The organism is Bartonella sp. OD88NMGDW, from assembly GCF_042193775.1.
Classification (GTDB): domain Bacteria; phylum Pseudomonadota; class Alphaproteobacteria; order Rhizobiales; family Rhizobiaceae; genus Bartonella; species Bartonella grahamii.
The window spans coordinates 1-20,572 of record NZ_JBHIMA010000005.1 but is presented as its reverse complement, the minus strand read 5'-3'; the positions used below and the strand labels follow the sequence as shown (position 1 = coordinate 20,572).

The following is a 20,572-nucleotide window of genomic DNA, read 5'->3' as shown; positions in this document are numbered from 1 at the left end:
CATATTATATTGGAGAAATAAAGATTATTCGTTCGCACATCACAATACAATTGCATATTAATAAAAACACTTGAAGAAAGGCATAATCTCCACTCTTTAGAAAATATTGCTGTAGATCCTTTTGAAAATCGCAAAACTGCATCAAAGAAATGATGGTAAAAATCAGAACTGATTTTTACATTTACGCTTTTATATTATTCTCAAATTAAACTGTATTCTTGTTTTATTGATTCAGAAACTTGTTTATAACCTATAATTTACCCTTGACTTTACTTCAAATATTAACAATTGGGAATATAGCTGGGGAGTTTTTTAAATCTTCCATAAACTTTTGTTTTTATCTCATCTATTATCTAGATTTACAACTCTCCAACTCTTCAGGAGGTACTTTATCATGACTGAAATTAAAACGACCTTCGACTTCAAAAATTTTTCTCCTGAAGCTCTCGCTGAAAAGTTAAAAAATCAGCATTTTGCAGACTCTATTGATATCATCAATGACCTCGATATCATGGAACGTGTAACCATTCTTAGTCTTCTGCCTCTTGATTATGTTATCGAACTTTTTGATAAACCAGAGCTTGAGCAACCTGCTTCCATCCTAGAACTTCTCCCTATAAATCGTGCAGTTGAAATTCTTGATGGCATGTCTGCCGATGCTGCTGCGGACGTCTTTCAAGAAATGGATAAAGAAACCCGCACACGACTTTATGCCTTGCTTAAACCCTTAACGCGCGCTGAACTTAAAAAACTCACCAGTTATCCTGATCATACAGCAGGGGCACTGATGACAACAGAGTTTATAGCCGTTCCTTCAAACTGGACTATACAAAAAACGTTGGATCACATTCGTGAGGTCGAGCGAACACGTGAAACCGTTTATACCAGCTATGTAATTGACCCTAAAACAGGTATTCTTCTCAAAGCTGTTTCACTGCGTAACCTTATTCTTGCCTCACCTGATGAACAAATTCTTAATGTCCCTACCCATGACTCGCCCATTACAATATCGCCCTTCACACATCATGAAGATATCGCACGCCTTTTCCAGCGCCATGATCTTCTCTCTGTGCCTGTAGTTGATGAAAGTAACCATGTCATTGGCATTGTAACCGTCGATGACGTGCTTGATACTATGGTTGATGAGATGAATGAAGATGCCTATAAATTTGGGGGTATGGAAGCGCTTAATAAGCCCTATATGCAAATTAAATTTCCTGAAATGATGAAAAAACGTGGCGGATGGCTCGCTTTACTCTTTGTCGGTGAAATGCTGACAGCAAGTGCTATGCAACATTTCGAAACAGAACTCGAAAAAGCGATTATTCTTACACTGTTCATACCTCTCATTATGAGCTCAGGAGGAAATTCCGGCTCACAGGCTACATCCCTTATTATCCGTGCATTGGCTTTACGTGAACTCACGTTGAAAGACTGGTGGAAAGTGTTCATTCGTGAAATTCCAACAGGACTATCTCTTGGTCTCTTACTCGGAATTATTGGCATTACGCGCATTGCTCTTTGGCAACAATTCGGTATCTACGACTATGGGCAACATTGGATTGCTGTTTCGACAACAGTGGGTACAGCTTTAGTCGGAATCGTTACCTTTGGTTCTCTTTCTGGATCTATGCTGCCTTTTATTCTTAAAGGTTTAAAATTTGATCCAGCAAGTGCTTCTGCTCCTTTTGTGGCAACTTTAGTAGATGTCATGGGCATTATAATCTATTTCTCTGTAGCTTCCATCATTTTGTCAGGAACTCTTCTTTAAACATGTAAAGTAGAAACTCTTTCTTCTGGAAAGACTTTGTCATGTAACCTAAGATCTTTCCAGAAGAGAATAAGCTCCATTAATTTATTTTCTAGCGCACCGCTCCATAAACAATTTATTATTTTTATTGAATAACAGCTCCGAATATCGTAAATTTACCTCATCATAAAGCTTTTTATATTAAATCGATTAAAGTCATCTTCTTGCCAGTCACAAACGGGATTGGTGTATAGCTAAAAACTATTCAAGAAAAAAATTAAATACTCCTTATATCCTCTCTCTCGTATCAAAAACTGTTGCAATATTGACAGCTGAGAAAGAATAATAATGATATGCTCTATAGGCTTTATATTTCTTCACAAAGGTGTTGATAGGTATACTATTCACGTATATTACATCATTTATGAGCCCTATCATGGAATGGATTTAGTGTACGTTCAGAAAACTCTCTTAAGTACATGAATATGCAACAACAAGTGTATTCTGTTTGAAGCGTTCTGTTTGGCATGAAAAGCATACTCCTATTAGAGAATGCGATTAACAAAAGTGTGAGGTAATGCACTATCTCCATGGCTTAGAAGATATTGCTTAGATGCTTTTGAAAGCATAAGTTTGGCTTAACGGCAAAGATAAGAATTTTCTTTTGATGCCTTCATCTTCTTTCTAAAAAAGACTGTATTCCGGTTTCATAAATAAATAAATAAAACAGATATAATTCTTGCCCCAATCTGTCATACAAAAGCTAGAACTTCTTATAAAATGCTTAATCGTCTCAATATTTACCTCAAATACACGGTTGCATTAGATCTGGATTTTGATTGACAAGTTATAGAATAAGAAAAAGCTGTGTTAGAATAAAAATATCGTACAGTTGTAATAAATTGGCTATGAATTAAGAGATATTCGGGATTTTTATCAATCTCTTTGCAAAAAAACAACAATAATACGGCTAGCTTTATACTTACTTACTCTTACAAGAGCTCATATAAACTCCTTGTGTCATATTGATAGAAATCAAGTTGACGGTGATTTTTGGGATAATTCTTAACTCGAGAATAGAACATACGTACTATAAAAATCCTTTTACGAAGCTCCAGCAATTGAAGCTTAATAGAGCCTTAAAGACTTGGATAAATAGTTTTGCCATAAAAATATTGCCTCCATCTTCCAAAATTATAAAAAAACATGTAAAAGGTTTTTTAATAGTCAGGCAAAGAATGTAAAGACTTTGCCTCAAATGAAATTTCATTAAACGAAAAGAAGAAAATTTATGCAATTGCGTAACATTGCCATCATTGCCCACGTTGACCATGGGAAAACAACGCTTGTAGACGGACTTCTCAAGCAATCAGGAAACTTCCGTGATAATCAGCGTACAAGCGAACGTATGATGGATTCAAACGATATTGAAAAAGAACGTGGAATTACAATCCTAGCGAAAGTGACATCTGTTGTTTGGAAAGATACTCGAATTAATATTGTTGATACACCAGGACACGCCGACTTTGGCGGAGAAGTTGAACGTATCCTAAATATGGTTGATGGAGCCATTGTACTTGTTGATGCTGCTGAAGGACCAATGCCACAAACAAAATTTGTCGTTGGCAAAGCATTGAAAGTGGGTTTGCGCCCTATTGTTGCTATTAATAAAATTGACCGACCGGATGCACGCGTTGATGAAGTCATTAATGAGGTTTTTGACCTTTTTGCTGCTCTTGACGCAACCGATGAACAGCTTGATTTTCCTATTCTTTATGGATCTGGACGCGATGGATGGATGGCTGAAGCCCCCGAGGGACCAAAAGATCATGGATTAGGTCCTTTATTTGATCTTGTGACACAGCATGTCCCTTCTCCTAGTGTAGCAGAAGGACCGTTCCGCATGATTGGAACTATTCTTGAAGCGGATCCGTTTTTGGGACGAATTATTACAGGGCGGATTCATTCTGGCTCTCTAAAACCCAATCAAAGTGTCAAGGTTCTTGGACAAGATGGAAAACTTTTAGAAACTGGGCGTATTTCAAAAATTTTAGCATTTCGTGGCTTAGAACGGCAACCCATTGAAGAAGGAAGTGCTGGTGATATTGTTGCGATTGCAGGCCTACAAAAAGGTACCGTAGCTGATACTTTCTGTGATCCTGCTGTTAATGAACCCCTTACTGCCCAACCAATTGATCCTCCTACTGTTACTATGAGTTTTCTCGTCAACGATAGTCCCCTTGCTGGAACTGAAGGCGATAAAGTAACAAGTCGTGTCATTCGTGACCGATTGTTAAAAGAAGCAGAAGGCAATGTCGCTCTTAAAATTGAAGAATCAGCCGATAAAGATTCTTTCTACGTTTCAGGGCGAGGAGAATTACAGCTTGCAGTTCTCATTGAAAATATGCGCCGTGAAGGATTTGAGCTTAGTGTTTCACGCCCACGTGTTGTTATGCAAAAAGATGAAAATGGAATAACTCTTGAGCCAATCGAAGAAGTTGTTATCGATGTTGATGAAGAATATTCCGGTACTGTTGTACAAAAAATGTCTGAACGTAAGGGAGAAATGGTGGAATTACGCCCTTCTGGAGGTAATCGTGTCCGCCTTGTCTTTTATGCACCAACCCGAGGACTCATTGGTTATCAATCTGAACTTTTAACGGACACACGTGGTACAGCAATTATGAATCGCCTTTTCCATGCTTATGAACCTTATAAAGGAGACATTGCTGGTCGTGTTAATGGTGTTATGATTTCAAATGACAACGGTGAATCTGTCGCTTATGCTCTTTTTAATCTTGAAGATCGTGGACCTATGATCATCGATGCGGGTGTGAAAGTCTATCAAGGTATGATTATTGGCATCCACTCACGAGATAATGACTTAGAAGTTAATGTGTTAAAAGGAAAAAAACTCACCAATATGCGCGCTTCCGGAAAAGATGAAGCCGTAAAGCTAACGCCTCCCATTAAAATGACATTAGAACGTGCCTTATCGTGGATACAAGATGATGAGCTTGTGGAAGTAACCCCTAAAAATATTCGTCTCCGCAAACTCTATCTTGATCCTAATGAACGTAAACGTTTTGAAAAAACACGTGCATCAATTTCAAGTTAATTTCATAATCTCTTTGGTAAAATACTTAATTGTATTGAGCCTCACTATATCCCAGAAAGGATGTCTCTATGAATATTAAGGAAATACCCGTAGGCAAAAATCCACCAGAAGATATTAACGTTATTGTGGAAGTCTCCCTTGGTGGGCAACCAATAAAATATGAGATGGATAAAAAGTCGGGCGCATTATTTGTTGACCGTTTTCTTCATACATCAATGGTTTATCCTGGAAATTACGGTTTTGTCCCTCATACGCTTTCAGATGACGGTGATCCTATTGATGTCCTTATCTGTAATACCCGTCCACTTATGCCTGGTTGTGTTATCAATGTTCGCCCCATCGGAGCTCTGATGATGGAAGATGATGGTGGTAAAGATGAAAAAATTATTGCCATTCCCACTCCAAAATTAACAAAACGCTATATCAATATTCATGACTATACAGATCTACCCGAGATTACTCTCAAACAAATTGAACATTTCTTCAAGCATTACAAAGATCTGGAACCTGGAAAATGGGCTAAAATTGAAGGATGGCGTGATAAAAACTTTGCTTATGAATTAATTAAGCAAGCTGTTGAGCGCAATAAAAAAATATAACGATTTTAATAAAATAAAGCCTGTTTTTATAATAGGCTTTATTATTTATTTTTTCTACGAGATGCAATCTCTAAAGGATTGCCATATCTGCTTTAACTCTTCTAAATGTGTTGAAAAGTAAAGTTGTTTGTAGCGAGATATTGCGCCATTTTTCAGAGAAATAGAAGAAGACGGTATTCTCCACTGCTTCGCAAGAAATTTAATGAGAGCTTTATTCGCTTTTCCATCTTCAGGAACAGCACGAAGGCGTATAACCAGATATTGTTTTTCACCATCTCTACATTCAACCCCTATTATTTTGTCAACAGATGATTTGGGAATGAGATATACAAACAAAATCAAGTTATTTTTATCAACTTGATAAAACATGTATTCGCCTCAAATAATATTTCTATAAATACATGTTTGCGTAAACGCGCCACATGAAATTACGAATAAAATAAATAATAATGAACACTACAATAGGTGAAATATCAATTGTTCCAAAATTTGGTAAAATTTGCCGGATACGGCTTAGAACAGGATTTGTAAGACGATTTAGAAAGCTTCCTATCAAAACAACAAAGCGATTGCGCGAATTTATAATATTAAAGACATAAAGCCAAGAAAAAATAACACTAGCGATTAAAATATCAATATAAATATCAAAAATCAAATCAATCGTCCGAAGCAATGCATAAATCATGCGTGATCCCTTTCAATCAAGGAAACAGAAGAGCGTATAGAAAACCTTCATTAAAGCAGGTTTGTGTATCAAAAAATGGTTTTATACTTCAATACTCTTTTTTCTTGAATAAAAACCAGACATCTAAATTCTTCATCTCTCTATTTAATGACGATGCAGCTAGAAAACAAATATCAAAATTAAAAATAGCACATGAAAATAGAAGAAACAGCAAAAAATCTGAATATCCCTTATAGGATTAATCTTAAATCTCATCGTTTTAATTATTAATATATAAAAAACAAACAAAATAAAAACGGCCTTTTAAAGGCCGCTTTTATTTTTAAAATTATTTCTGCAAAGCAGTCAAACGGTTAAGAGCACTGCTAAAACCATTGAGCTGAACAAATAAATCATTCAAAGCTGGTTCACCTGCAGCAGCAATTGTCATTGCCAACTTTAACTGTTTTCCAGAACGTAAAGCTGCTACGTGATTTTTGTCAAAAACGACAGGAACCATGCAACCTGCTGGTACACAAGTCCGAATACCAGTTTCGATAACAGCTTTTCCCTCATCAACTTGTAAACGAACAGGCTTAGAGACCAAAATACCAAAAGGAACTGTTAAATTACCAGATACAACACCCTCAGCATCGAGAGTAAGGCCCATAGCCACAACAACACGCCCCTGCTCATTCACTTCTTGACGGTGCATAAAACAAATTCTTTTCCCTTCTTGTATACCACAGTTAATAGTCCATAAACCGTAGGTTTCAGTCAAAGAAGAAGCTCCATTTGGCAATGTCGCTGCCGCATCTTTTGATGCAGGAGGCTTTGAACTTGTTGCAAATGCAACAGATGAAATACTCAAGAGAGTAAAAACTATAAGTAAATTAAATAACTTTTTCATTTTATATTCCTGTTCTTTACATAAAAGAGAAACATGTTTATTATTTATTATAATATAAAGCATCTTAATAAAAAAAGCTTTCTCATCATCATATAGCTTTTATAATGGTCTAAGGCTACCTCGAAATTCGCTGACCACTTTCGTATAAACGTGCTTTTTAAAAGAAACAGCAATCAACGGAAGGGTTTCTAGATCGATCCATTTCCATTGATCGAATTCCGCTTTATTGCCATCTGGTGGCGGGTTAATCGCAATTTCAGAAAGCTTTCCCGTAAACTGGAAAGCAAACCACTTTTGTATTTGCCCACGATACTTATTGCTTAATGTGCACCCAATAAGTTCTTGTGGAAAATCATAGTGGAACCAATTTTGTGCTTCTTTAATTAACTTTACAGATCGAATACCCGTTTCTTCATAAAGTTCACGATATGCTGCATCCAATGGTTTTTCATCTTCATCAATCCCTCCTTGAGGAAGCTGCCAACGATGAGATATGTCAATATCTGCATGAATGGGCGCCATTAAACGACGCCCAACCCAAACTTTACCCTCATGATTAAAGACTACAATCCCAACACATTTGCGATATGGAAGAATCTTCAAATTAATACCTGCATCCATTTAATATTCCTCAAAATCGCAAGCTATAGATATCATTTCTCACTTTAACACATCCTTATTGGGATCTGGTGGAAATGCTGCATTTGCCATTTCACCTCGTAACAGCTTATAGGCCTCATTCAATTGAATATCATCTTTAGGGTCTTTCGGAACAAAAGCAGCTGAACCAGATCCTTTATTACTCTCTCGTTTTCCTTTGATATGTCCTTTTAATGCAGACTCACCAACTTTTACATCATAACCCTTATATTTTTCAGGGAGTGGTTGCTCTACAATAATATCAGGCGTAATCCCTGTCCCTTGAATAGAAGTGCCAGATGGCGTGTAATAAAGTGCTGTTGTTAAGCGTAAAGCTCCATTTTCACCCAAAGGAATAATTGTTTGAACAGATCCTTTACCAAAAGATTGCGTCCCTAAAATTGTTGCACGACGATGATCTTGTAATGCACCAGCAACAATTTCAGAAGCACTTGCCGAACCACCATTAATAAGGACAATGAGCGGTTTTCCACTGATGACATCACCTGGCTTCGCATCAAATCTTGTCACATCACTCTTTTTGCGCCCACGAGTCGACACAATTTCACCTTTATTGAGAAAAGCACTCGAAACACTAACAGCTTGATCTAAAAGCCCACCCGGATTAAGCCGCAAATCAAGGACGTAACCTTTTAGCTTATCTTCAGGAATTTTAGATTGGATATCTTTAATTGCCGCCAGAAGATTATTCAATGTCTGCTCAGAAAACTGGATAACTCTTAAATATCCAATGTCACCCTCAACCCGATATTTCACCGCTTTTACTTTGATAATATCACGAACAATCTTCACTTCAAATGGCTTATCAACGCCAGAACGAATAATTGTTAAGGTAATTGGTGTTCCAGGAGCACCTCGCATCTTATTAACAGCTTCATTCAATGTTTGACCATTCGTTTGTACATCATCAATTTTTGAAATAAGGTCTCCTGCTAGAATACCTGCTTTTGAAGCGGGAGTATCATCCATTGGTGAAACAACTTTAATTAAGTTTTTTTCCATAGTGACCTCAATACCAAGACCTCCGAACTCTCCTTTCGTAGAATCCCGCATATCCTTGGCTTCTTCAGCATTCAAATAAGATGAATGAGGGTCCAGTGATGTGAGCATGCCATTGATAGCATTTTCAATAAGCTTTTTATCATCTGGAACTGTAACGTATTGCATACGCACGCGCTCAAAAACATCGCCAAATATAGCTAGCTTTTTATATGCATTATCTTCATTATTTGCAGCAACAGACTGCACCATAATCATTGAACAGGCGCCGAGCAATACCCCAGCGACCAAAAGAATAACTTTACGAATCATTTTGGCTCCTTCTTATTTTTTCAGTCTGCCACCAAGGAGTTGGATTTACAGGTTTTCCCTGCTTTCTAAACTCAATGTAAAGCATTGGAGAAGTTTTTCCTATATCCAATGCAACACTGTTTGAAATAAATTGCATCTCCATTATACCCAGAGGCTCACCTGAAAGAACAAACTGCCCCTGTTTTACATTAATTCTCGACATTCCAGTAAGAATGATATGATAACCATTTCCAACATTGAGAATAATTAACTGTCCGTAAGAACGAAATGGCCCAGCAAAAGCAACAAAAGCATCCACAGGTGATATAACAACAGCTCCTGACTCTGTTTCTATCGTTTCACCAAAGCGCGTAATCTGCGAATTCTTGTTAGAGTGATGTATTCTTTTTCCTGAAACAGGAAAAAGTAAAGAACCTTTTCGGCTTTCAAAATTGGACTGTTCTAACAATTGCAAACTTTTCCGTACCTGTACTGATGCATCAGAGTTAAGTTTTGACTGACGGTCGAGCTCTAAAATCAATTCTTCCAAAGACTGCGCTTTTTTAGCAAGAGCAATATTCTTTTGTTGTTGTTCTGTAAGTTCTTTTTCTGATTTTTTTTGTAGTTTATTTTTTCTGTCTAATAAAAGCTCTAGACGTTTTCGCTGCTCTGCTTGATTTTGCAGTTTTGTCTTTAATGCCGTATATTCCGTAGTAATGGAATTACTCAAATTGGTCAACTCCTTGAGTTTCTGTGTTAAATCTCGCGTTTTCTCTTGCATCTGAGGAATAACAGTACCTAATAAAACAGAACTACGTATAGAAGCCAACGCGTCCTCTGGCTGTATCATAAGAGCAGGAGGTGGATTCAATCCCATACGTTCCAAAATTGCAAGAACTTCCGCAAATTCAGCGCGACGACTTTTTAAACTTTGATAGACTTGTACCCGCTCTTCTATCATTTTTTTAAGCTTTTCTTCCCTTTTAGCAATATCATCTGCTACTGTACGTTCTTCTTTAGCCGCCTTTATGAGTGCATCACTCAAAACACGTTGATCTTTTTTTAAATGCTCAACTTGATGCGTAAGAAAAGCAACACGCTCACGCGAAAGTGAAATATTTTGGCGAATTTCTCCTAATTCTTTATGTGCTTGCGTACTCCTCATTGTATCTTCCGCATGTGATACAGAAAAGCAAAAAAACATACTCAAGAGCAAAATGACAAATATCACGCACTCCCCATATAAATATAGCGTCTTTCTATGAAGAAGCTTTTTCATTTGCCCAACCATGACACCTCATCGTATACATTAGAGATGCTTTAAATGGTGTCAGCTAAAACAATATTAATAAATATATAAATAAGTGCTAAAAATTGCACAAAAATATTAAAAACGATGATACGGATGATTATTTTCAATTGTCACAGCGCGGTAAAGTTGTTCTGTAAGAAGAATACGTGCAATTTGATGTGGCCACGTCATCAAACCAAAAGATAAAAGAAAATCAGCATGCTTCCTTATTTGTTCATTATGCCCATCAGGTCCTCCCAAAGCAATAACAACATCTCGAATGCCTTCATCACGATAACACCTCAATTTTTCAGAAAAAGAAGTTGAAGAAATCGATTCTCCACGCTCATCTAACACAATTAATCGACATTTTTCAGGTAAAAATTCAATAAGTTTTCTCCCCTCTTCCTCCATACGTTGACACGCTGTTTGAGCACGACTTTCTGGTATCTCTTGTAACTTTTTTAAATGAAAGCCTACAACTCCAGAAACTTTAGAAAAACGATCCAAATAATGCTGAACTAATTTTTGCTCCGCCCCACTTTTCATACGACCAACCGCAAAAATAGAAATTTGCATTTTAATGATCTCCGAAGAAACGCAAAGCTGTATCGTTTAAATCCGGAGTCATCCATATTTTTTCTAAATTATAAAAAAGACGAATTTCTGGACGAAAAAGATGAGTGATAATATCACCTGTATCAATCAATACCCAGTCACCTCCAGCAAGCCCTTCTACACGCGCAAGCCCCTGCCCACTATCTTTCCAAGTATGTAATAAATGATCAGCAACAGAAGATACATGACGCTGCGAATTTGCTGAAGCTATGACCATATAATCAGCCAAAGATGACTTTCCTCGAATATCAATAGTAACAATATCTTCTGCTTTTGTATCTTCTAAACTCTTGAGAATAACTTCAAGACTCTCACTAACAGAAAAAACTTTTTTTTCTTTTGAAAGCATACTATCGCAAGAGTGTTTGTGTGCAATGTTTTTCAGATCAATATCCTTTCTTATCGTTGTGGAATCTAAAAAAGAGATTTCTCTAAAGAGAAGCAGAATCTTATGAAATGTTCAAGAAAAATCATTCTTTTTCAAACGCAGGTTTGTTGAAGATTGAAAAGATAAAGGTCCATGCAAATAAGTCCAAACTGGTGGCTTTATAAAAGGTAATCGCTTACTTTCTCTCTCATCCAAACGAAAACGACGATAAATATGTGCCATAGGAGAAGAAAGTGCTGACCGATTGCCTAAAGGACGATCAATAATCGCAATAGGAAGCATAGAAACGATATCATGCCATCGATACCAATGATGTATCGTCGTAAAACTATCTGCCCCCATAATCCATACGAAATTTACGTCACTATAATGGGTAAGAATATGAAAAATTGTATCTACTGATACTTTACTCCCTATAGCCTGTTCAAAACCTGTTAAGCGAATTTTCGGGTGGTCAATAAGTTTAAAACTTAATTGCATTCTCTCCTCTAAAGAGAGCAACTGTGTACAATCCTTTAAAGGATTTCCTGGAGTGATCATCCACCATAACTGATCAAGATGCAAACGCCGAATGGCAATTTTTGCAACAAGAAGATGCCCCGCATGCGGTGGATTAAAGGAACCACCAAAAAGACCCACAACATTGGATCTTTCAACATGTGGCATACAATTTTTCCATGGAAAAAATGGTGTTCTCAAGCTCTAACCTGACCATTTCCTTTAACATGATATTGAAATGAAGTTAGCTGTTCAACACCTATCGGGCCACGTGCATGCATTTTTCCTGTTGCGATACCAATTTCCATTCCAAAACCAAATTCACCTCCATCAGCAAATTGTGTGGACGCATTGTGCAGCAAAATAGCTGAATCTAAATGATTAAAAAATTTCTTTACCACTTCCAAATCCTCAGCAATAATCGATTCCGTATGTCCTGATGAATAACGCTTGATATGAGAAATGGCTCCCTCAACACCCTCAACCGTTTTAACAGAAAGAATAGCATCAAGATATTCATGCGACCAATCTTCTTCAGAAGCTAATTTGACATCTGGCATAAGAAAAACAATATCTTCTGTAGCACGAATTTCACACCCCTTCTCCTGTAAAGCAGTTAAAACAGGAAGAAACTTTTTTAATGCTTGGCTGTCAATGAGAACTGTCTCAACAGCACCGCATATCCCTGTCCGCCGCAACTTTGCGTTTAAAACAATATTGCGTGCCATATCTAGATCTGCCGATTTATCAATATAAATATGACAAAGTCCCTCCAGATGAGCAAAAATTGGAACACGTGCATCAGACTGAACGCGGGCAACAAGGCTCTTTCCACCACGTGGTACGATCACATCAATCGCCCCATCCAATCCTTTGAGCATTTCCCCAACGGCAGCGCGATCTGTCGTTCCAACCATTTGGATAGCATCTTTAGGTAAACCAGAGCGTTCTAAACCTTGTACCAAAGCTAAATGAAGAGCATGAGAAGAATGAAAGCTATCCGAACCACCGCGCAAAATCGCAGCATTACCTGCTTTTAAACACAAAGCACTCGCATCAACTGTAACATTTGGACGACTTTCATAAATAATACCAATCACACCAAGAGGTGTTCGTACACGACTTATATGAAGCCCATTTGGACGTTGCCACGCACTCATGACCTGTCCAACAGGATCAGATAAACGAGCAACTTGGCGAACACTGTCTATCATTGCACGTAAACGCAAGTCATCTAATTTTAGCCGATCAATCATTGCAGCTTTCAAATTATTCTGAGCAGCATTCTCTAAATCTTGACAATTCGCTCGTAAAATTTCATCTGATTGAGCCTCTAGACTTAAAGCGATCATTTCCAATGCATTATTCTTTTGCTCAGAAGAAGCAACGGCCAACGCTGCAGCGGCATAGCGTGCTTTTTGTCCCATATCTTTCATTTGTTCTTCTAAAGTCATCGTATCATCCACTCTGCGAAAACAATAAAAACAAAAGTAACTTTTTTAAACAGAATTGATCAAGCAACGTACAATCATATCATTACGATGCACCATAGCAGAACGCGCCTCATACCCAAGAATAGCTTCAATTTCTTCACTTTTATGTCCCATAATACGTACAGCTTCATCTTTGTCATAGCTTACAAGCCCACGCGCAATCTCAACCCCATTTGTATCAATAATTGCAACCGTATCCCCACGCTGGAAATTTCCCTCAACGCCAATAACCCCTGCTGCTAATAACGATTTTCCTGTTTCAAGAGCCCTAATGGCTCCTTGATCAATCGTCAAAACACCAGATGGATCTAAATGACCAGAAATCCATGTTTTCCAAGCATTGACAGATTTCTTACTTGCCGCAAAAAAACTCTTGCGTTCACCTTTGTCAATTGCAGCAAGGGGATTCATACGCTTGCCTGAGGTGATAATCATCGCCGTTCCAGCAGCATTAGCTATTTTTCCGGCATCAAGCTTGGTCTTCATTCCTCCCCGTGAAAACTCTGAAACAGCAACATCTGCCATTTTTTCGATATCATGCGTAATGGATGCAACAAAAGGTATAAATTCAGCCGTAGGATCACTATGGGGAGACTTTGTATAAAGACCATCAATATCGGATAAAAGTATTAAAAGATCTGCCCTCACCATTGTTGCCACACGTGCAGCTAAACGATCATTATCACCATAACGAATTTCAGTTGTTGCAACAGTATCATTCTCATTAATAACAGGCACAGCTCCTAAATATAAAAGCATCTCAATCGTTGCACGTGCATTGAGATAACGCCTTCGCTCCTCCGTATCAAATAAAGTGAGCAAAATTTGGCCTGTTTTGAGCCCATGTTGAGCAAGCGCATCCCCATAGGTTTTTGCTAACTCAATTTGCCCCAAAGCAGCACATGCCTGACTTTCTTCCAATTTCAAAGCCCCCTTAGGAAGCTGTAGCAATGTCCTTCCTAAAGCAATAGCGCCTGAAGACACCAACAATATCTCTACGCCTTTTTTGTGCAATTCAACAACATCACTGATTAAGCTTTTAAGCCATTCAACCCGTAAACCTGTCTGAGGATCAACCAAAAGGGCAGATCCAATCTTGACCACAATACGTTTATAGTGTGTAAGTTTTTGCGATCCAAAAGCCATCTCAATCAACCTTGCTATCCCCACTAATCTCCTCTTTGCGTGACATTTCAATAATATGTGCACCAGCACGCAGCACATTTTCTAAACCTTCGCGGCTAACCGCAGAAAACATCATAACAGGTTGATCCGCTGCTCTTTGCAAAGCTTCCTGTTTCATTTTACGCTCTTCAATTGTCAGAGTATCTATCTGGCTTAAAGCGACAATTTCAATCTTATCACTTAGATTATTTCCATATGCCTCAAGTTCATGACGCACAATTTGATATGCTTTTGCTACATCTTCTTCTTGAGAAGAAATTAGATGAAGCAGTACGCGACAACGTTCCACATGTCCTAAAAAACGATCTCCAATTCCCACACCTTCATGCGCTCCTTCAATTAATCCTGGAATATCAGCCAAAACAAATTCACGACCATCAATACGTACAACACCAAGATGAGGATGTAGAGTGGTAAAAGGATAATCTGCAACTTTTGGTTTTGCAGCCGTTACAGAAGCTAAAAAAGTTGATTTTCCAGCATTAGGTAAACCAACAAGCCCAGCATCAGCAATTAACTTCAAACGAAGCCATACTGCACGCTCTTCTCCAGCCAAACCTGGATTTGCACGACGCGGTGCCCGATTTGTCGATGTTGTAAAATGAAGATTCCCAAAACCGCCATTCCCTCCTTTTGCAAGACGATAGCGCTGTCCCACTTCTGTTAAATCACAGATTAACGTTGTATTATCTTCTTCAAAAATTTGCGTCCCAACCGGAACTTTAAGGATGACATCATCACCCTTTTCACCCGTCATATTACGACCCTTGCCATGCCCCCCTGTTTTTGCTTTAAAATGCTGTTGGTAGCGATAATCAATCAGCGTGTTAAGCCCATCAACAACAAGAGCCCAAACATCACCACCCCGTCCTCCATTCCCCCCATCAGGTCCCCCAAATTCTATGAATTTTTCACGACGAAATGATACTGCTCCAGAACCTCCATTACCAGAACGAATATAAACTTTAGCTTGATCAAGAAATTTCATTGGAAGCACTCACTGAGGAATCAATCTCTCTACCTCTATAGGCAATACATTAGTTTTACCAGTTTTTCATCATTGATAACAGAAAAACTGTCAATATCGCCGATAACTCTTTGAGAAAAAATCATCACATCTAAATAGGTTAAGTAAAGTTAAGGCTTCTTAAAAGAAGGCGCTATTCTTGTATTTTTGTTTTTCCCTTAAATTCAAGAGCTAGAAGATAAAGCTCTACTGATTCTGATCGGCTTGCGGGTGGTTTAACATGATAGACTTTTTTAAAATGCTGTTTTAGTATCGTGAGAAGAGTATTTTCTGCTCCTCCTTGAAAAGCCTTTGCTAAAAAATGTCCCCCAGGCTTAAGAACCGAAAGAGCAAAATCAGCCGCAACTTCACATAAATAAATCGTTCTTAAATGATCCGTCTGACGATGACCTGTTGTTGGCGCTGCCATATCAGAAAGAACCACATCCGGGTTTGTCCCTAAAGTTTCAATTAATTTCTGCGGTGCATCTGTATGTAAAAAATCCATTTCCAACATGGCAACTCTAGGCAATGGATCAACATGTAAATAATCAATACCAACAACGCTAGGATCTTCATCACTTGACCCTACTATACGCTCAGCCACCTGACACCAGCCCCCAGGTGCTGCTCCTAGATCAATAACCTTTTGACCTTTTTTCAAAAACCTATAACGCTCATTAATTTCAATGAGTTTATAAGCCGCACGCGAACGATAACCATCTACTTTTGATTGATGAACATAAGGATCATTCAGATGCCTCTCTAACCATCGTCGTGATGAAGCTTTAATGGTTCCTGCTTTCTTTTTTACGCGCTGATATAATTCATGTGACCCTGAACCTCCATAGCCACCTCTCGGTGTTTTTGTTGTTTTTTTCATCGTTATTCATTGTCTCCATATTTAATTCTCTAACGCTTGGAACCTCTGCTCTTTCTATGACGACACCATACCCCATCGCGTAACATCAGATCTATCAAAATTCCTTCCCTTAATCCACGATCAGCAACTCTTAAACGCTGGCTTGGCCAAACTTCCCGAATAACATCTAAAATTGCACAACCAGCTAAAACTAAATCTGCTCTCTCGCGCCCAATAAAAGGACTTATGACACGTTTTTCTATATCCCATGATAACAGGCGTTGTGTCATAAGTGTAATGTCTGCATCATTCATCCAAATGCCATCTACTTTTTTCCTATCATAACGCTCTAAATTAAGATACATTCCTGCTAAAGTCGTAACCGTACCAGAAGTTCCCAAAAGATGAAACTTCGAACCTTGCGCTAACTCTCCTAATTTATGACGATCTGAAAAATTATTTAATAACCCTCGCACATAGCTTTTCATTTTTTCAAAATCGTCTAAGCTAATATCATTTCCTCCAAAACGTTCAGCAAGCGTAACAACACCAACAGGAAGAGAAGTCCAAGCAATAATTTGTCTCGCTAAACTAAAAGAACGCCTTTGAGAAACATCAAGTAGCACAATTTCTGATGATCCTCCTCCAATATCAAAAAGTACAATTGCGTCAGTATTTGGTTCAACAAGTGTACTACACCCTGTAACAGCAAAACGCGCTTCTGTTTGCCGATCAACAATTTCCAATTCAAGACTTGTCTCTTCCAAAACACGCTGAATAAAATGTCTACCATTTTCTGCAGAACGACAAGCTTCTGTTGCAATCAAGCGATAACGCTTAATATGCCTTTGTTTTAGCTTTAAATGACAAATCTTTAATGCTTCAATCGCACGATCCATAGCTTGTGTATTAAGAAAACCGTTATTTATTAAACCTTCTCCCAATCGTACAATACGAGAAAAAGCATCAACAACACGAAAATATCCAGGTCTACTGGGAGATGCGATAAGAAGACGACAATTATTCGTTCCGAGATCGAGTGCCGCATAAAGAGGTGGAGATTTTACTGGAGGGAACCGTCGAAGAAAAGGCGCTTTGAGTTTTTTTGTTTTTTGAGCAGCTATCATTATCTGACTATGAAACTCAAAAGCTGTCTCAGATTGAACAAAAGCCTGTTTCTGTTCATAATGTTTTTTTCTCTGTTGTCTCTTTATATCAACAAAGACAGAGTATGCCTCTGTTCGTGACAATGCAGAACGATTATTTGTATTACTACCACCCTGATCATACAACTGATCTGCTTTGGTATCGTATATTTCTCCTCGCTTTAACTCTTTTGAACCATAATTTAACGGGGTCATTTCTTTTATCCCTTGAGCGTTCCCCCCAATAAATAAACGCGAAAACTCTTCTGCTCATTCCTAAATAAAGCAATAATGCAGCATCAAATGATAAATACAAAAAATCATTCTTTCTTTGCCTATCATTAAAATTTTCTACACTAGCATCATTCAGATTTTTGTATAATCTTTTGATTGTTTCCGTAAAATCATGCTTCTCTTTATGTACTTAAAACTATAAATTAATCGTTTACGTTCGCATCAATTTTTATAAATTTTGCTCTTTTCTTTATACCATTTACACGGAGCACACCTCTATTATAACAATACTATTTGCTGACTCTTAAGGTCACAACAACCTATACATTAGTACGGTTTATAAAAAAATTTTTCTTTTTTCAATCTCGTTATCCACACACGAGCCTCGTTTGTTGTATACAATGAAATGGCTTTGATTATGCTGGAATAAAAGTTCCGTAGTACTACAAAATGCAATTACAATAGCTGTTATTTTGTGAATACCAATTAAAACTATCGTTCAAAAAATTCTCTAGGATTATAAATTTATCTAAAAAATATTAATGCTTAATCAGATCGCTCTAAAAATCCATTTAAAGCTTTAAAAAAGAATTTAGCCTACTTATTATTGTAAGGAAGCTATCTTTTTAATTATTTTAAATCGAGTATTGCTAATCTTTTTTACTTTTAATAACTAACGAAATCACTCTTTAAGCTTTATGGAAATTACTAACTTGAATTTCTATTACATACAAAGAACTTATTGTGACTTTATATTCATAAAACTCTCGCTCTTTCCAATAAATTACCTCTATATCATATTATATAAAAATTCTTACTTATTTGGCCTTATAATTTACACTCAAAAATATAATACAACAATTTATGAAAAATAAATCTTGTTAAAAACACTCGATGGATTCTAAGGACGTAAAGAATTAAGTGCCGCATTTAATCCTTTAAATGGTACAGTAAAAGAAAATACCTTTCCTTCTTTAATTTTATAGGAAATACGTACTTTATTGTCCTGCTCTATTTGTTTAGTCAAAACCGGCCCTACAGGCGATTGTGCCAAACAAACAGTTTCATTGCATTGCGTATAATGAATAAGAACAGGTTTTTTAACACCTTTTACAAACATTTGAATCGGAACATTTATATCAGAATTTGGCAATGTCCGAAAAAGCATCACTGCTTGACCACTTGTCGTAGACACAAGAGACCAACTAAAAATGGTATTTCCTTCTTGATCATGAACAGTCTGTGTCACATTACATATACCTTGCTTATGTTTAAGCTTTTGTTTTTCGTCACAAATCAAAGTCCAGTCATAAAACTGCATAATAATTCGACGTGTTTCACCAGGTTCTCCCTTAGGTATCGATAAGTGCGGTGGATGCACTGTATAAATATTATTGTTCTCATTAGCAAAGCTTTCGCTCTTGCCTATTAAGGCAAGAGCAAACAAAACCTTTACTAACATACTTCTCTTTTTTACAATAACAGCCATTTTTTCTATTATCATCTCAACCTCAGAGTAATTCCAGCACCTATCCCCCAGTGACCTCCAGCACTCGTAATAGATACATTCGAGCGAATATTTCCATCTTCAGATGTATAACCCGCCCCAATAGCAAATGCGGATTGACTACGCCATAAACCACTACCAAATGAAACACTTAAAGATCCTGGTATATCATAGTAACGTAAGTTTGACACCGCTAGACCAATCGCTGCAGCTTGTCTTGCTTCCTTGCGAACATCCTCAACAGCATAATTTAACGTCTCAAACTTCATATCCGTATACGAATTAGCCTCATTAACTCCATCTTTTACAATATGAGAAACTTTCTCATCCGTATACTTATTGGCATCTTCAAGAACCGTCTTCATCTGCTGTTCGGTGTAATCATGTAACTGACCCCCATTAACAGCTTCATGCGAGCCCGTTTCAATCTTTCCATCCGCTACATTGTCTATCAAAACTGGATCACTCTCATTCCCACCTACCAACGTAACCTTATTCGTCTTTTTACCATCACCATCTTTGTCATATTTAACCGCTCCATCCATAACCGTTGTTGTAATATCTTTTACATGTTGATCAATCGTATCTACTTTCTTTTCAACCTCTTTCACTTTCTCATTCGTCTCCCATAGCTGACCTCCATTCACAACTTCTTGTGAATTCTCTTCAACTTTACCAGCTAAGACATTCTTAATCTTGCTCGACTTGTCATCATGCTTCGCGTCGTACGCTCCTTCAGTTTCATTCCAATTTAAACCATTGGACGCCACATTCTTCTCAACATCATGAATACGATTGTTGATATTGGTCATACCTGTATTCACACCATCAAACGCAGCCGCAACATTATCATAGCTCGTCTTCTCATCTGAACTACCGTCGCTCTTAAATTGTGCAACCTTGAATTCCGGTGCACTCCATTTCCCATCCTTATAGCCGGCTCCTCCTCCTAAATAGGCCGCTAAGACATTACTCATAGAATAAAGTTGTGAACCATTAACCGCATCCGTGGATGTTTCTGAAATCGTTCCACCACGCACTCCAGAAAGAGTCCGTTCCGCTCCATCAATGTTGGAAAGGGTAATGCTTGTGCCACTTTTTTCGCCTCCAATGCTAATAACATGCGTCTTGTCATCTTGTTTAACTAAGCTATCACTAACAACATTGTTAATTTCTTTGTGAATATTCGTGAAAGATGTCCCTACTCCTGCTAACGCATCCGCAACATTATCATAGCTCTTCTCTTCAGAACTACCTTCAGAGTTGACAGTTTGTAGCTTGAAACTTGGAGCACTCCACTCGCCCTTATCATTATAGCCAGCACCTCCACCAAAATACTCCGCAAACATCTTAT

19 protein-coding genes are annotated in these 20,572 nt (G+C 37.7%); 3 read left to right on the top strand and 16 right to left on the bottom strand.

The genetic code is table 11. The features are described 5' to 3' along the window. Positions 1-394: 394 nt before the first annotated feature. The 3 genes from mgtE to ppa all read left to right on the top strand — a co-directional run bounded on the left by mgtE (position 395) and on the right by ppa (position 5,467). Positions 395-1,771 (top strand): magnesium transporter, encoded by a 1,377-nt coding sequence (gene mgtE, locus ACFIJR_RS05265; RefSeq protein WP_012754587.1) that lies wholly within the window; start codon positions 395-397, stop codon positions 1,769-1,771. Positions 1,772-3,041: 1,270 nt separating this feature from the next. Further along, positions 3,042-4,868: a translational GTPase TypA gene (typA, locus tag ACFIJR_RS05260; protein ID WP_375626698.1), complete on the top strand. Its 1,827-nt coding sequence runs from the start codon at positions 3,042-3,044 to the stop codon at positions 4,866-4,868. Between the two features lie 68 nt (positions 4,869-4,936). Continuing rightward, positions 4,937-5,467: an inorganic diphosphatase gene (gene ppa / locus ACFIJR_RS05255; protein ID WP_375626696.1), complete on the top strand. Its 531-nt coding sequence runs from the start codon at positions 4,937-4,939 to the stop codon at positions 5,465-5,467. A gap of 54 nt (positions 5,468-5,521) precedes the next feature. Here the strand turns inward: ppa and ACFIJR_RS05250 are convergent, their stop codons facing one another. From ACFIJR_RS05250 to ACFIJR_RS05175, 16 genes are all read right to left on the bottom strand, one after another. Further along, positions 5,522-5,836: a DUF167 domain-containing protein gene (locus ACFIJR_RS05250; protein ID WP_375625575.1), complete on the bottom strand. Its 315-nt coding sequence runs from the start codon at positions 5,834-5,836 to the stop codon at positions 5,522-5,524. A gap of 22 nt (positions 5,837-5,858) precedes the next feature. Continuing rightward, positions 5,859-6,152 (bottom strand): YggT family protein, encoded by a 294-nt coding sequence (locus tag ACFIJR_RS05245; RefSeq protein WP_375626693.1) that lies wholly within the window; start codon positions 6,150-6,152, stop codon positions 5,859-5,861. A gap of 328 nt (positions 6,153-6,480) precedes the next feature. Then, positions 6,481-7,041 (bottom strand): invasion associated locus B family protein, encoded by a 561-nt coding sequence (locus ACFIJR_RS05240; protein ID WP_375626691.1) that lies wholly within the window; start codon positions 7,039-7,041, stop codon positions 6,481-6,483. A gap of 99 nt (positions 7,042-7,140) precedes the next feature. Further along, complete coding sequence (locus ACFIJR_RS05235) at positions 7,141-7,662, bottom strand: RNA pyrophosphohydrolase (protein ID WP_375648622.1); 522 nt, start codon at positions 7,660-7,662, stop codon at positions 7,141-7,143. A gap of 39 nt (positions 7,663-7,701) precedes the next feature. Beyond that, entirely contained in the window at positions 7,702-9,012 is a 1,311-nt protein-coding gene (locus ACFIJR_RS05230) for a S41 family peptidase (RefSeq protein ID WP_375626687.1), read from the bottom strand. Continuing rightward, complete coding sequence (locus ACFIJR_RS05225; RefSeq protein WP_375653775.1) at positions 9,002-10,282, bottom strand: murein hydrolase activator EnvC family protein; 1,281 nt, start codon at positions 10,280-10,282, stop codon at positions 9,002-9,004. Before ACFIJR_RS05225 ends, ACFIJR_RS05230 begins: the two co-directional genes overlap by 11 nt. A gap of 96 nt (positions 10,283-10,378) precedes the next feature. Then, entirely contained in the window at positions 10,379-10,861 is a 483-nt protein-coding gene (gene rlmH, locus ACFIJR_RS05220; RefSeq protein ID WP_375651789.1) for a 23S rRNA (pseudouridine(1915)-N(3))-methyltransferase RlmH, read from the bottom strand. 1 nt (position 10,862) lies between these two features. Further along, entirely contained in the window at positions 10,863-11,249 is a 387-nt protein-coding gene (rsfS, locus tag ACFIJR_RS05215; protein WP_375626681.1) for a ribosome silencing factor, read from the bottom strand. A 111-nt stretch (positions 11,250-11,360) separates the two neighbouring features. Next, positions 11,361-11,954, bottom strand: coding sequence for a nicotinate-nucleotide adenylyltransferase (locus tag ACFIJR_RS05210; RefSeq protein ID WP_375626679.1), 594 nt, complete (start codon positions 11,952-11,954; stop codon positions 11,361-11,363). Between the two features lie 29 nt (positions 11,955-11,983). After that, on the bottom strand, positions 11,984-13,240 hold the full coding sequence (locus tag ACFIJR_RS05205) for a glutamate-5-semialdehyde dehydrogenase (RefSeq protein WP_375653773.1): 1,257 nt from the start codon (positions 13,238-13,240) through the stop codon (positions 11,984-11,986). A 45-nt stretch (positions 13,241-13,285) separates the two neighbouring features. Next, positions 13,286-14,425 carry a glutamate 5-kinase gene (proB, locus tag ACFIJR_RS05200; protein ID WP_375653772.1) on the bottom strand — a complete coding sequence of 380 codons (1,140 nt, stop codon included), beginning with the start codon at positions 14,423-14,425 and terminating at the stop codon, positions 13,286-13,288. Between the two features lies 1 nt (position 14,426). Further along, positions 14,427-15,452 carry a GTPase ObgE gene (gene obgE, locus ACFIJR_RS05195; protein WP_375651786.1) on the bottom strand — a complete coding sequence of 342 codons (1,026 nt, stop codon included), beginning with the start codon at positions 15,450-15,452 and terminating at the stop codon, positions 14,427-14,429. Positions 15,453-15,624: 172 nt separating this feature from the next. After that, entirely contained in the window at positions 15,625-16,353 is a 729-nt protein-coding gene (locus tag ACFIJR_RS05190; protein WP_375653770.1) for an RlmE family RNA methyltransferase, read from the bottom strand. A 29-nt stretch (positions 16,354-16,382) separates the two neighbouring features. Next, positions 16,383-17,693 (bottom strand): Ppx/GppA phosphatase family protein, encoded by a 1,311-nt coding sequence (locus ACFIJR_RS05185; protein ID WP_375653769.1) that lies wholly within the window; start codon positions 17,691-17,693, stop codon positions 16,383-16,385. 919 nt (positions 17,694-18,612) lie between these two features. Next, positions 18,613-19,215, bottom strand: coding sequence for an invasion associated locus B family protein (locus ACFIJR_RS05180; protein WP_375625562.1), 603 nt, complete (start codon positions 19,213-19,215; stop codon positions 18,613-18,615). Further along, the coding region (locus tag ACFIJR_RS05175) for a Vomp family autotransporter (protein WP_375653768.1) at positions 19,212-20,572 on the bottom strand (1,361 nt) is incomplete at its 5' end. The genes ACFIJR_RS05180 and ACFIJR_RS05175, both read right to left, overlap by 4 nt.

Bases quoted from the DNA above. Each gene is read 5' to 3' on its own strand.
- obgE (WP_375651786.1), bottom strand. From the start codon at position 15,452: ATGAAATTTCTTGATCAAGCTAAAGTTTATATTCGTTCTGGTAATGGA.
- ACFIJR_RS05240 (WP_375626691.1), bottom strand. From the start codon at position 7,041: ATGAAAAAGTTATTTAATTTACTTATAGTTTTTACTCTCTTGAGTATT.
- ACFIJR_RS05250 (WP_375625575.1), bottom strand. From the start codon at position 5,836: ATGTTTTATCAAGTTGATAAAAATAACTTGATTTTGTTTGTATATCTC.
- ACFIJR_RS05225 (WP_375653775.1), bottom strand. From the start codon at position 10,282: ATGGTTGGGCAAATGAAAAAGCTTCTTCATAGAAAGACGCTATATTTA.
- ACFIJR_RS05180 (WP_375625562.1), bottom strand. From the start codon at position 19,215: ATGATAATAGAAAAAATGGCTGTTATTGTAAAAAAGAGAAGTATGTTA.
- ACFIJR_RS05210 (WP_375626679.1), bottom strand. From the start codon at position 11,954: ATGCCACATGTTGAAAGATCCAATGTTGTGGGTCTTTTTGGTGGTTCC.
- ACFIJR_RS05205 (WP_375653773.1), bottom strand. From the start codon at position 13,240: ATGACTTTAGAAGAACAAATGAAAGATATGGGACAAAAAGCACGCTAT.
- proB (WP_375653772.1), bottom strand. From the start codon at position 14,425: ATGGCTTTTGGATCGCAAAAACTTACACACTATAAACGTATTGTGGTC.
- rsfS (WP_375626681.1), bottom strand. From the start codon at position 11,249: ATGCTTTCAAAAGAAAAAAAAGTTTTTTCTGTTAGTGAGAGTCTTGAA.
- ACFIJR_RS05190 (WP_375653770.1), bottom strand. From the start codon at position 16,353: ATGAAAAAAACAACAAAAACACCGAGAGGTGGCTATGGAGGTTCAGGG.
- ppa (WP_375626696.1), top strand. From the start codon at position 4,937: ATGAATATTAAGGAAATACCCGTAGGCAAAAATCCACCAGAAGATATT.
- ACFIJR_RS05230 (WP_375626687.1), bottom strand. From the start codon at position 9,012: ATGATTCGTAAAGTTATTCTTTTGGTCGCTGGGGTATTGCTCGGCGCC.
- ACFIJR_RS05185 (WP_375653769.1), bottom strand. From the start codon at position 17,693: ATGACCCCGTTAAATTATGGTTCAAAAGAGTTAAAGCGAGGAGAAATA.
- ACFIJR_RS05235 (WP_375648622.1), bottom strand. From the start codon at position 7,662: ATGGATGCAGGTATTAATTTGAAGATTCTTCCATATCGCAAATGTGTT.
- typA (WP_375626698.1), top strand. From the start codon at position 3,042: ATGCAATTGCGTAACATTGCCATCATTGCCCACGTTGACCATGGGAAA.
- rlmH (WP_375651789.1), bottom strand. From the start codon at position 10,861: ATGCAAATTTCTATTTTTGCGGTTGGTCGTATGAAAAGTGGGGCGGAG.
- ACFIJR_RS05245 (WP_375626693.1), bottom strand. From the start codon at position 6,152: ATGATTTATGCATTGCTTCGGACGATTGATTTGATTTTTGATATTTAT.
- mgtE (WP_012754587.1), top strand. From the start codon at position 395: ATGACTGAAATTAAAACGACCTTCGACTTCAAAAATTTTTCTCCTGAA.